We start from the raw sequence: 10,935 nt of genomic DNA, 5'->3' as shown, positions 1-10,935 counted from the left end.
CGGCCGCGGCGTCCACCGGGGCGTCTTCGGGCAGCGACCACGCCACGGCCTCGACCTGGCGGCCGGCGTCGGTGTGCGGGCCGTCGCCCAGCAGCAGGTAGGCCACGGCACCGAGCAGCAGCGGCGCGAGCACGGGCAGCAGGGGGCGCAGGCGCGCGTTCACGGCGCACCTCCGGCGGCGGCGGGGGCGGCGTCAGCCGCGGGTGCCTCGTCGGGCTTGCGGTAATAACCGCGCACGATGGCGGACAGCTGCGTTTCGCGCCCCTCGGTCACTTCCAGCCGCTCGACCTGGATCCAGGGCAGCCCGGAGGACAGCGCCTGCAGGAACCGTTCGAGACCACCGGCCGGCACGCCGCCCTCGACGCGCGCCACCACCTGCCAGAGGTCGGGGCGGTCGGGAACGTCGAGCGTGGCCTCGGCGCGCACCCGCGCCTGCTCCAGCTGGCCGACCGCGGCCTGCCCGCCCAGCCAGGCCTGCAGTTCGGCCTGGGCCAGGCCGGCGCTGGCGGCCTGCGGGATGGAAGTACGCATCGCCTCGGCGGCGGCCTCGGCCTGCTCGGCACGCTCGGGCCAGGCCGATTCGCGGCTGGCTTCCTCGAGGCGGCCCAGCAGTGCGGCGTCGCGGCGGTAATCGTCGGCCATGGCCTGCTGGCGGTCGGACAGGGTGAGCACGACGTGCGCGCCGAGGATAAGGAGCACCACCAGCGCGCCGAGCCGGAGGCGACGGCTCTGGCGCCATTCCTGGAGCATGCGTTCGAACTGCTCGCGCGCGTTCACGGCGTGCCTCCGTCGGCATTGGCCGCGGCATCGGCCGGCGGCGCGGCCAGGTCGAAGTCGAGCTGCATGCCCTTGGCGTCCGACGCCGGGTTGGCGGCGACGTCGGCCAGCACCGGGTGGCCCTGGAAGGCCGAGACGAAGCGACGTGGGTCGGTTTCGGCCGACGCCACGCCGGCCTGCAGGCGCTCGCCTTCGCGGCGCCACTGCAGCAGGCGGGCGTCGGCCGGCAGCGGCGCGATGACGTCGGCCATCAGCAGGTAATCGTTGGCGCCCTGCCGCAACGCGCGGTAGGACTGCAGCCGTTCCACCGCGGCGTCGGCGCGCTCGCGCGCTTCCAGCAGCGGCGTCGCCTGCGCGCGCAGGCCTTCGAGCCGCGCGTCGAGCCGCCACTGCGAGATACCCCAGGTGGCCTGCGCGGCCAGTTGCCAGCCCAGGCCCAGGGCCACCAGGCCCAGGCCGGCGACCCAGGCCAGCCGCTCGAGCGCGGCCGGCGAACCGGGCAGGCCGCGCGGCGCATCGCCCCACGGGCTGGTCGCCCACGGAAGGGCTTCGGGCGCCGGCACGGGGCCCGCCGCGTCCGGGCCAATGCCGCAGGCGCGCAGGAAGCGGCGCCAGGCGTCGGCATCGGGAACGGCCGGCCACCACTGGCTGGCCTGCAGCTGGCCTTCGCGCCAGACCTGGCCTTCGACGCCCTCGATCGCCTGCACCAGTCGCGGGCCATCGCCGGCCGGCGGCGCGCGCAGCAGCGATTCGGGGATCCAGCCGGGCTCGCCCTCGGCCATCACCGGGTCCGGCTGCGGCCAGATCCAGGCATGGGCGGTGGCGCCCGTCCAGGCGATGTGCTGCAGCGCGCCCGGCGCCGGCTCGTGCCGGCGCACGGCCAGCTTCGCCGCGGCCGCGCGCTGGCGCGCGGGCAGCTGGCTGAATTCCAGCCGGCGGTAGTGGCAGGCCGCGCGCGGCACCACCCACTGCAGCGGGCCAAGCGCACCGCCCGCGTGCAGGACCGCCGGCTCAGGGCCGATCAGTTTCCGCGTCGGCGAAAAGAGCGCTGTCAATCGGTCGCGGGGCGTCATCGAGGCTCGGGCGGGCTACGGGATAGGCGGCAAGGATGGTCCAGGGCGCACGCTTGTCCGCCAGGGGCGTCAATCGTACATGGATGCGCATGGCGGCGCCTGTACGCCCCCAGACCGTGAGGCGCAGCGTGTCGGAGGGTGCGAAGCGGTATTCCACCATGTCGTCGCCGGGCAGCTGCACGCCCAGCAACGCCTGCAGTTCGACGGCCGACCGGAACGGGCGGTCGCGGCGCTGCGCCATCAGGGTGTCGCAGGTGCGCGGGCAACCGTTGAGCAGCGTGGGCAGCAGGCTGGCCGGCGCGGTGTTGAGGTTGAGCGCGCCGGCATAGAAGGTGGTGGTGACCGACTGCAGCGCGCCGCGGGTTTCCGGCGGCAGCTTGTCCCAGCCCAGCACGCGCTCGAGTTCCATCGGCAGCAGCAGGCGGCGGTTCGGCGGCGGCGGCCGGCCGGCGCGTTCGTACTCGCGCTTTTCGGCGCCGTGCAGGTGCCGCAGGCTGTCTTCGTCGATGTAGTCGAGCAGCGCGTCGCGCAGGCGCGGGCGCTGCTTGTCGGGCACGCCCTGGGTTTCCAGCAGGCGATCGAGCCGCATGGCATCGGGCCACACCACCGGGTAGAGGCCGGCTTCGTCCTGCACCGAGAAGGTGGTGCCGCCCAGGCCCTGGTAGGCGCTGTCGTCCAGGCGCAGCTCGCCCCCCACCGGGTCGCGGCGCAGGCCGCCGAATTCCGACAGGGTGCGGGCCACGCGCTGTTCGGCGCTCAGGCCCTGCACCGGCAGCCCGGCCACGGTCATGTCGCGGGTGGCGGCCAGGTAGACCACGGTTTCGCGGGTGGAGAACAGCGCCAGCTGGTCCTCGGCCTGGTCGCGGTCGCGCTGCGCGTCCTGCACCTGGTCCAGGCTCCACAGCGTGACCAGCGCCACCACGATGGCGATGCCCGCCAGCAGCCACAGCGTGACCGCCAGCACGAAGCCGTCCTGCTTGCGGCTAGAAGCCACGGTCGCCTCCCTGCGGGCGCAGCATCACCGGCATCAGCGGGTCGGCGGTGACCGGCACCAGCCACAGCAATTCGCCCTCGCTGGTCACGGCGCGCAGGCGCACCATGCGCGGCAGCACTTCCATGGCGTCGGCCGGCGGATTCCACTCCGCCAGCCATTCGCCCCGCCCATCGAGGTAGTCGAAGACGGCGTCGTCGAGCGGGCCGCGCAGCACCTCGATTTCGCCCAGGCGGCTGTCGGCGTAATGCAGGGACCAGCCGCCGTCCACCGGCTGCAGCTGCCAGCGGATGCGCTCCAGGCCCGGCCCCGCCAGCGGCTGCGGCGTGACCAGCTCGAAGCCGTCGCGGTTGCCCTTCATCGCGCCGAGGGCGTCGGCCAGGTCCGGCAGGGCGCTGCCGACGGTGTCGCGGAACCACTGTTCCTGCAGGCCGGCGACGCGGGTCTGGTCCTCGTGCCGGAGCAGGCGGGCGCGCAGGTCCAGTGACTGGGAAAGCGCCTGCATCAGCAGCGTGATGATCAGCGACACGACGACCAGCGTGACCAGGGCCTCGAGCAGGGTGAAACCGGCGGCGGCGCGGGCGCGGCGCATGCTCACAGGGCCTGCGGCTGCCGCACCTGGCGGTAGCCGATGCGGCGCACGCTGGCTTCGCGCTGCAGTTCGCCGTCGCGCCAGAGCTCGAGGTCGAGGCGGTACAGGCCCACCTCGTGCAGGCCCGGCGCGACGTAGCCGGTGGCGCTGGCGCGCGCGGGCTCCAGGAGTTCCGCGTTCCACACCAGTTCGTAAGGGCCGAGCGGCTGCTGGCCCTGCGGGTTCTCGGCCGGGTTCACCGCGCCGACGTAGGCCAGCGCGTTGCGCAGCGCCGCGTCGGCCTCGCGCGAACGCTCGGCGCGGCCGACCATCTGCACCGACTGGGTCATGGCCGCGAACAGCGCCATGCCGGCCGCCGCCAGGATGGCCAGCGCCACCACCGCCTCGAGCAGGGTGAAACCGCGGGCGCGCTTACGGCGCATCGGCCACCCCGCAGGTCGGCATGGACAGGGACAGGTCCTCGGCATCGCCGAGGCCTTCGACGCGCACGCGGCTGGCATGGCAAAGGCCATTGGCCTCGACGCGCAGCGGTTCGAGCGGCGTCACCTGCCAGCCCTCGGGCAGCGCCAGCACGGCGGCCAGGGCGGCGGCGTCGCCTTCGGCCACCACGATCGGCTCGCCGGCGATGCGCGCCAACCGCGGCAGGCGGCCCAGCTGGCGCCGGACCTCGGCGCGCTCGCCGCTGCCGGCGATGGCCTCGTAGGTGCGCTGCAGGCGCGGCGCCACCAGCGCGGTCATCAGGCCGAGCAGGGCCAGCACGATCAGCAGCTCGAGCAGGGAGAAGCCGCGGCCGGCGCAGCCGCGCGGGCCGGCTTCAGCCGCGCGGCAGGAAACCGACGTCGGCATCGTTGCCCTCCCCGCCGCGCACGCCGTCGGCGCCGAAGGAGTAGAGCGCGAACGGCATGCCGTTGGCGCCCGGGATGGCGTACTGGTAGGGATTGCCCCAGGGGTCCAGCGGCGCCGGCTCGTCCAGGTAGGGGCCCTTCCAGCGGGCGCGCAGGCGTTCGTCCGCCGGCGGGTTGTACAGCACGCCCAGGCCCTCTTCCACGGAGGGCAGCTTGCCGACCTCGAGGCGGTAGGTTTCCAGGGCGCCGCGCAGCATGCGCACCTGGGTTTCGGCCACCTGCACCTTCGAGGTGTCCACGCGGCTGAACAGGCGCGGGCCGACCAGGCTGGCGATCAGGCCGATGATGACCAGCACGACCAGCATCTCGAGCAGGGTGAAACCGGCGTTTCGGCGGGAAAGGTTCATGGCTACTCCGTGTAACGCGTCAGAGCGGGACCTCGTTGACGCTGGTGATGGCGAGGATGATCGCGGTGACGATGGTGCCGATGACGATGCCGATCAGGATGATCGCCAGCGGCTCGATCAGCTGCAGGATCCGCTTCATGCGGTCCCGGCCGGTGGTTTCGTACAGGCGCGCCAGCGCGGCCAGCAGCTTCGGCAGCTCGCCGCTGGCCTCGCCCACCGCCACCAGGTCGTAGCCGGTGGGGTTGAGGGCGCGGTGCTCGCGCAGCGCGGCCGACAGGGTGGAGCCACCCTTCACCGAGGCGGCCACCTGGGACAGGCGGCTGCGCAGGAAGGCCAGGCGCACCGAGCCGGCGGCCAGGCCGAGGGCGCGGATGAGTTCGACGCGACCGGTCAGCAGCGCGGACAGGGTGCTGGCCCAGCGCCCCACCTCGGCCTCGACCAGCCACTCGCCCAGCACCGGCAGGCCGGCGGCGCGCTCGGCCAGGCGGTCGGTGAGGTCGCGGCGCGACAGCAGGGTGCGCAGGCCGAGGCCCGCCGCCACCGCCGCCAGCGCCACCAGGTACCAGTGTTCGCTGAACCAGACGCCGGCGCCGATGGTCCAGCGCGACAGCGCCGGCATGTTGTCGCCGTGCTGGGTGAGCAGGTTGCCGAAGCGCGGCACCACCCACAGGAAGATGATGGACACCGCGGCGATGCCCGAGAACACCAGCACCGCCGGGTAGACCAGGGCCGAACGCATTTCGCTGGCCACGCGCTGGTCGTATTCGAACTGCTCGACGCCGCCGCGCAGCGATTCGGCCAGCCGGCCCGTGGCCTCGCCCGCCTCGACCAGCTGCAGGAAATATTCCGGCACCGGCAGCTTCGCCTCGCGGAAGGCGGCGCTGAAGCTGTCGCCGCGGCGCACGGCCTTTTCCATGCCGGAAAACACGCCGGTGATCTGCGGGTGGTGGCTGGACTTGGCCAGCGACGACAGCGCCGTCACCAGGGAAACGCCCGCCTCGAGCAGGGTGGTGAATTCCTGCAGCACCAGCTGCAGTTCGCGGCTGGAGGCCTTGCCGCGGCGGCGGCGCACGCCGGCTTCGCCCTGCTCGGCCAGCGACAGCGTGGTCAGGCCCTGCTGGGCGAGCTGGCGCGAGGCCTCGCGTTCGCTGCGGCCGTCCACCACGCCCGAAACGGCGTGGCCCGACTTGTCGATGGCCTGGTAACGGAACTGCATGGGCTCAGGCTTCGGCGGCGATACCGCCGGTGACGCGCACGACCTCGTCCACCGTGGTCAGGCCCTGGCGGGCCTTGAGCAGGCCGTCCTCGCGCAGCGTGCGGCCGCCCTGCGCGGTGGCCAGCTGGCGCATGCGCTCGGCGGTGGCGCGTTCGAGCACCAGCTCCTGCAGCTCGGGCGTGACGTCGACCAGTTCGTAGATGCCCAGGCGGCCGCGGTAGCCGGTGCCGCGGCAACGCGGGCAGCCCACGGCCTTGCGCCACTGCGGCGGCGACGCATCTCCGTCGAGCACCGGCGCCACCAGGCGCTCCACCGCCGGCAGCACCTCGGCCGGCTGGCTGCAGTCCGGGCAGACCCGGCGCACCAGGCGCTGGGCCTGCACGGCGCGCACCGAAGTGGCGACCAGGAAGGGTTCCAGGCCCATGTCCACCAGGCGGGTGAAGGCGCTGACCGCGTCGTTGGTGTGCAGCGTGGACAGCACCAGGTGGCCGGTGAGCGCCGACTGCACGGCGATCTCGGCGGTTTCCAGGTCGCGGATCTCGCCGATCATGATGACGTCGGGGTCCTGGCGCAGGATGGCACGCAGGGCCCGGGCGAAGCTGTAGCCGATCTCGGCGTTGGCCTGGATCTGGGTGACGCCGGGCACCTGGTATTCGACCGGGTCCTCGACGGTGATGATCTTGCGGTCGCGCTGGTTCATTTCCTCCAGCGTGCCGTAGAGCGTGGTGGACTTGCCCGAGCCGGTGGGGCCGGTGACCAGCACGATGCCGTGCGGCTCGCGGGCCCAGCCGCGGAACATGGACAGGTCGCGCGGGGTGAAGCCCAGGCGCTCCAGGCTCAGGTCCTGGCGCTCCTTGGGCAGCAGGCGCAGCACCAGCGATTCGCCGTGCACGGCAGGCACCGCCGAGGCGCGGATGTCCACGTCCTGGCCGCTGACGCGCGTGCTCAGGCGGCCGTCCTGCGGCAGGCGGCGCTCGGCGATGTCCATGCCCGAGATCAGCTTCACGCGCGAGGCCACCGCCGGGTAGCGGCTGATGGGCAGCGTGAGCCGCGTGTGCAGGATGCCGTCGATGCGCAGGCGCACGTGGAAGACCTGTTCCTCGGGTTCGATGTGGATGTCCGAGGCGCGCTGGTCCATGGCCTGGGCGAGCACGTTGTTCACCAGTTCGATGACCGGCACTTCCTCGGCCAGTTCGCGCAGGTGGCTGACGTCGTCGTCGCCGAACTCGTCGTCGCGGCGTTCGCTGCGCGCGGCCAGGTCGAGCAGGCGGTCGAGGTCCTGGCCGCGGGCCAGGCGCCACTGCCAGCCGCCGGCGGGCAGGCGGCGGGCGAGGATTTCGTTGAGCGAGGGATCGAGCGGGTCGCGCGCGGCCACCAGCCACTGGCCGGATTCGGTTTCCCAGCCGGCCACGCCGTTGTCCACCCACCAGTCGGCCACGAGGCCGCTGGCTTCGGCGACGCGGTGCATGGCGGCGGCGTCGGTGGGCCACTCGGGGCCTTCGAGCAGGGGCATTTCCAGCTGCTCGGACAGCACCGGCAGCAGGGATTCCTCCGACAGCGCGCCCAGGCGCACCAGGATGGAGCCGATGCGGCCGCCGAACTGCTGCTGGAAGGCCAGCGCCTTGCCGATGTCGGCGCGCGTGGCCAACTGGCGCTCGACCAGCAGGTCGCCCAGGCGGCGGGCGCTGGGCGCCAGGGAACGTTCGGTTTGTTCGGTCAGGGCTGGAGGCATGTCGCCGGGGTCTGCGGACGGGCCGGGGCAGGATAACAGTTCGACCGCCGGCCCCGGCCGGCCGGCGACGCCGCCCGGGGCGGCCTACTGCACCCTTCGGCGCAGGTAGTTGAGCAGGTCGATGCGGGTGATCAGGCCCAGGAACTTCGGACCGTCCATGACGATGGCCACCTGGCCGCGCTCGAACACCGGCAGCAGCGATTCCATCGGCGAGGTCACCTCCAGCACGTTGAGCTGGCTGACCATGGCGCTGGCCACGCTGTCCCGGAACCGGGCCTCGTTGCCGTACACGTGCAGCAGCACGTCGGATTCGTCGACGATGCCGACGATCTTCTCGCCGTCCATCACCGGCAGCTGCGAGACGTCGTACATCTTCATGCGCTGGTAGGCGACGTGCAGGGTGTCGTTCGGACCCACCACCACGGTGTCGCGCTGGGCGTAGGGGCGCAGGATCAGGTCGCGCAGGTCGCCGTGCTGGGGGCGCTCGATGAAGCCGTTGTCGAGCATCCAGTAGTCGTTGTACATCTTCGACAGGTACTTGTTGCCGGTGTCGCAGACGAACACCACCACCTTCTTGGGCGTGGTCTGCTCCTTGCAGTACTTCAGCGCCGCGGCCAGCAGGGTGCCGCTGGAGCTGCCGCCGAGCACGCCTTCCTTCACCAGCAGCTCGCGGCCGGCCAGGAAGCTCTCCTTGTCGGAGATGGCGTAGGCCTTCTTCACGCGGCTGAAGTCGGAGATGTCGGGCAGGAAATCCTCGCCGATGCCTTCCACCAGCCAGCTGCCCGACTTGGTGCTGAGCACGCCCTCGTTGATGTACTGGGTGAGGATGGAGCCGACCGGGTCGGCCAGCACCAGCTCGACGTGCGGCGCGGCCTTGGCGAAGAAGCGCGACAGGCCGGTCATGGTGCCCGAGCTGCCGCAGCCGAACACGATGGCATCCATGTCGTGGTCCATCTGCGCCCAGATCTCGGGGCCGGTGCCCTGCTCGTGCGCGGCCGGGTTGTCGGGGTTGCCGAACTGGTTGATGAAATACGCGCCCGGGGTCTCGCGGGCGATGCGCGCGGCCATGTCCTGGTAGTAGTCGGGGTGGCCCTTGGCCACGTCCGAACGGGTCAGCACGACCTCGGCGCCCATGGCGCGCAGGTTGAAGATCTTCTCCCGGCTCATCTTGTCCGGGACCACCAGCAGCAGCTTGTAGCCCTTCTGCTGGGCCACCAGGGCCAGGCCGATGCCGGTGTTGCCGGCGGTGCCCTCGACGATGGTGGCGCCGGGCTTCAGGTCGCCGCGGGCTTCGGCGGCCTCGATCATCTTCAGGCCGATGCGGTCCTTGATGGAGCCGCCGGGATTCATGCACTCGAGCTTGAGGTAGAGCTCGCAAAGGCCGGTGTCGAGGTGCTGGGCCTTCACCATCGGCGTGTTGCCGATGAGCTCGAGGACGTTCTGGTGGGCCGTCATGGGGAGGGGAACCGGGCGCTGGGGCGGATTCCCGATTCTAGCAGCGGCCCCGGCCGCGCCGGCACCCGTGGCGGGGCCGCGAAAGTGCGGGCGGCGGCGACCCGACGAGGTGGGCCGCCGCCGCCGCAGCGGGAACTCAGTGCCTGCGCTGGTCGAACATGCGGGTCAGGCGGTCCTTCGCGTTCAACTTTTCCTTCTTCATGCGCGCGAGCGTGGTGTCGTCGAGCGGGAGCACGCCCAGCTCGGCGTCCAGCACCTGCTTGTCCAGTTCGCGGTGCCGGTGGTAGAGCTGCCGGAATTCCGGGTCGCTCTTCATCAGCGCGTCGAGCTCTTGTTGCGGTTGCCCTTCAAACATCGGAATGACCTCCTCCAGAAACGCGAACGCCCCGGCCGATGGGGACCAGGGCGTGGCGGATTGAGACAAAGGTCAGGTCGCTTTCGCGGGCGGCGCCTCCACACGACGCGCCCGCTTCCGTTCGGGAGGCGGCGCAATCGGCGGGGGCGAGGTCTGCTTTCATCGGCCTGGCTCGGTTACCCGGGGGCATCGCGCCACCCGGGCTTTGAACCTACGCCCCCCAAAACAGGGCTGCAAGCCTCGGGGCAAACCATTGATCGGAAAAGGAAAAGCCCCCGACGGGCGGGGGCTCGGCCGACCCTGCGCCAGGGCCTTTTGATTCAATTACTTAGTGAATGTTAAGGCTTTGAGAAGCCCCGCAACCAATTGAATTTCCTTCAATTAACGATGATCTCGACGCGCCGGTTGAGTGCGCGGCCAGCCGCGCTGGCGTTGTCGGCGACCGGGGCCGATTCGCCCTTGCCGGCGGCGCGCATCCGGCTGGCGGCGACGCCGGCCTCCTCGAGCACGCGGCGCACGGCGTCGGCGCGGCGCTGCGACAGCGCGCGGTTGGCGTCGTCGGCGCCCTGGCTGTCGGTGTGGCCTTCGATCGTGACCTTGCCGCCGCCGGAGAGCAGCCCGGCCAGCGCGCGCAGGCTGGCCTGCGCTTCGGCGGTGAGGCTGGCGCTGCCGCTGCCGAAGGCGTTGCCGGCGAGGGTGTAGACCTGCTTGCCGCCTTCGCGACGCACGGGCGGCGGGGCCGCGTCGGCGATGTCGTCGGCGGCGATGGCGGCGGCCAGCTCGGCTTCCTTGCGCGCCAGTTCGGCCTCACGGGCGCGGGCGGCGGCCAGCTTGCGGGCCTGTGCGGTCTCGGCCTCGGCGGCCTCCACGGCGGCGACGCGGTCGGCTTCGGCCAGCTCCAGCTCGCGCTGCAGCGCTTCCTCGCGGGCCAGCGCCTGCAGGCGCAGGCGCTCGGATTCGCGGCGGGCACGCTCGGCCTCGAGGCGGCTGGCCTCGATCATGATCTGGTCGCGCTCGCGGTCGAGCTGCGCGGCCTGGTCGGCCAGCAATTCGGCCTCGGCGGCCAGGCGCGCGGTTTCGATGCGCACGCTGGCCAGGGCCAGCTTGTGCTCGCGGTCGCGGCGGCGGGCGTCGCGGGCGTCGGCCAGCGCCTGCCGGGCCTGCAGGCGTTCAAGCCGGGCAAGGCCACCGAGCGAAGCGTCGGCGTCGAGCGCGCCCAGTTCGGCGGCGAGTCGGGCGACGGCCTGTTCGTGTTCGCTGGGCGCGGCGGCGGCCGGCATGGCCAGCAGGGCGGCGAGCATCAGGGAAATCCCGAGGGTGCGCAGCATGCTCAGTTCCCCCGGTTGACGAGCAGGCGACGGCGCAGCTCGTCGTTGCGGGCGGCGCGGCTGTCGACTTCCTCGCGGGCGGCGTCGAGCCGGGCCCGCGCGTGCGCCAGGTCGGCGTTGGCGGCGGCGGCCTCGGCCAGGCGCAGGCGGTCGGACTGGCGGCG

12 protein-coding genes are annotated in these 10,935 nt (G+C 72.3%); all 12 read right to left on the bottom strand.

The features are described 5' to 3' along the window. Positions 1-159 precede the first annotated feature (159 nt). Positions 160-777, bottom strand: coding sequence for a hypothetical protein (locus N790_RS01825; protein ID WP_043800049.1), 618 nt, complete (start codon positions 775-777; stop codon positions 160-162). Next, complete coding sequence (locus tag N790_RS01820; RefSeq protein ID WP_156969879.1) at positions 774-1,850, bottom strand: hypothetical protein; 1,077 nt, start codon at positions 1,848-1,850, stop codon at positions 774-776. The genes N790_RS01825 and N790_RS01820 overlap by 4 nt, the downstream gene beginning before the upstream one ends. Next, positions 1,789-2,844: a type II secretion system minor pseudopilin gene (locus N790_RS01815; RefSeq protein ID WP_043800047.1), complete on the bottom strand. Its 1,056-nt coding sequence runs from the start codon at positions 2,842-2,844 to the stop codon at positions 1,789-1,791. Before N790_RS01815 ends, N790_RS01820 begins: the two co-directional genes overlap by 62 nt. Beyond that, the gene (locus tag N790_RS01810) at positions 2,834-3,433 is read right to left on the bottom strand and encodes a PulJ/GspJ family protein (RefSeq protein ID WP_043800046.1); all 600 of its coding nucleotides are present in this window, start codon (positions 3,431-3,433) and stop codon (positions 2,834-2,836) included. The genes N790_RS01815 and N790_RS01810 overlap by 11 nt, the downstream gene beginning before the upstream one ends. 2 nt (positions 3,434-3,435) lie before the next feature. Continuing rightward, the gene (locus tag N790_RS01805) at positions 3,436-3,855 is read right to left on the bottom strand and encodes a prepilin-type N-terminal cleavage/methylation domain-containing protein (protein ID WP_043800045.1); all 420 of its coding nucleotides are present in this window, start codon (positions 3,853-3,855) and stop codon (positions 3,436-3,438) included. Beyond that, positions 3,845-4,279, bottom strand: coding sequence for a prepilin-type N-terminal cleavage/methylation domain-containing protein (locus N790_RS01800; RefSeq protein WP_043800044.1), 435 nt, complete (start codon positions 4,277-4,279; stop codon positions 3,845-3,847). The genes N790_RS01805 and N790_RS01800 overlap by 11 nt, the downstream gene beginning before the upstream one ends. Continuing rightward, entirely contained in the window at positions 4,248-4,685 is a 438-nt protein-coding gene (gspG, locus tag N790_RS01795) for a type II secretion system major pseudopilin GspG (RefSeq protein ID WP_043800043.1), read from the bottom strand. Before gspG ends, N790_RS01800 begins: the two co-directional genes overlap by 32 nt. A 19-nt stretch (positions 4,686-4,704) precedes the next feature. Then, positions 4,705-5,901: a type II secretion system F family protein gene (locus tag N790_RS01790; protein ID WP_043800041.1), complete on the bottom strand. Its 1,197-nt coding sequence runs from the start codon at positions 5,899-5,901 to the stop codon at positions 4,705-4,707. A 4-nt stretch (positions 5,902-5,905) separates the two neighbouring features. Next, positions 5,906-7,633, bottom strand: a complete 1,728-nt coding sequence (locus N790_RS01785) for a GspE/PulE family protein (RefSeq protein ID WP_052385596.1) — start codon at positions 7,631-7,633, stop codon at positions 5,906-5,908. 84 nt (positions 7,634-7,717) lie between these two features. Further along, positions 7,718-9,088, bottom strand: coding sequence for a pyridoxal-phosphate dependent enzyme (locus N790_RS01780; protein WP_043800039.1), 1,371 nt, complete (start codon positions 9,086-9,088; stop codon positions 7,718-7,720). 136 nt (positions 9,089-9,224) lie between these two features. Further along, positions 9,225-9,443 carry an HP1242/YdcH family protein gene (locus N790_RS01775; RefSeq protein WP_043800037.1) on the bottom strand — a complete coding sequence of 73 codons (219 nt, stop codon included), beginning with the start codon at positions 9,441-9,443 and terminating at the stop codon, positions 9,225-9,227. Positions 9,444-9,820: 377 nt separating this feature from the next. After that, on the bottom strand, positions 9,821-10,771 hold the full coding sequence (locus tag N790_RS01770; protein WP_043800034.1) for an OmpA family protein: 951 nt from the start codon (positions 10,769-10,771) through the stop codon (positions 9,821-9,823). Between the last annotated feature and the right edge of the window lie 164 nt (positions 10,772-10,935).

Origin of the sequence: Arenimonas malthae CC-JY-1 (assembly GCF_000747075.1) — a bacterium.
In the GTDB taxonomy this organism is placed as follows: Bacteria; Pseudomonadota; Gammaproteobacteria; order Xanthomonadales; family Xanthomonadaceae; genus Arenimonas; species Arenimonas malthae.
Note: the sequence above shows the minus strand (reverse complement) of the source record. Positions and strands in the feature narration are given on the sequence as shown.

Excerpts from the sequence above, each read along its gene's own strand:
- N790_RS01800 (WP_043800044.1), bottom strand. The coding sequence starts at position 4,279 with ATGCCGACGTCGGTTTCCTGCCGCGCGGCTGAAGCCGGCCCGCGCGGC.
- N790_RS01775 (WP_043800037.1), bottom strand. The coding sequence starts at position 9,443 with ATGTTTGAAGGGCAACCGCAACAAGAGCTCGACGCGCTGATGAAGAGC.
- gspG (WP_043800043.1), bottom strand. The coding sequence starts at position 4,685 with ATGAACCTTTCCCGCCGAAACGCCGGTTTCACCCTGCTCGAGATGCTG.
- N790_RS01820 (WP_156969879.1), bottom strand. The coding sequence starts at position 1,850 with ATGACGCCCCGCGACCGATTGACAGCGCTCTTTTCGCCGACGCGGAAA.
- N790_RS01780 (WP_043800039.1), bottom strand. The coding sequence starts at position 9,088 with ATGACGGCCCACCAGAACGTCCTCGAGCTCATCGGCAACACGCCGATG.
- N790_RS01770 (WP_043800034.1), bottom strand. The coding sequence starts at position 10,771 with ATGCTGCGCACCCTCGGGATTTCCCTGATGCTCGCCGCCCTGCTGGCC.
- N790_RS01805 (WP_043800045.1), bottom strand. The coding sequence starts at position 3,855 with ATGCGCCGTAAGCGCGCCCGCGGTTTCACCCTGCTCGAGGCGGTGGTG.
- N790_RS01790 (WP_043800041.1), bottom strand. The coding sequence starts at position 5,901 with ATGCAGTTCCGTTACCAGGCCATCGACAAGTCGGGCCACGCCGTTTCG.
- N790_RS01810 (WP_043800046.1), bottom strand. The coding sequence starts at position 3,433 with ATGCGCCGCGCCCGCGCCGCCGCCGGTTTCACCCTGCTCGAGGCCCTG.
- N790_RS01785 (WP_052385596.1), bottom strand. The coding sequence starts at position 7,633 with ATGCCTCCAGCCCTGACCGAACAAACCGAACGTTCCCTGGCGCCCAGC.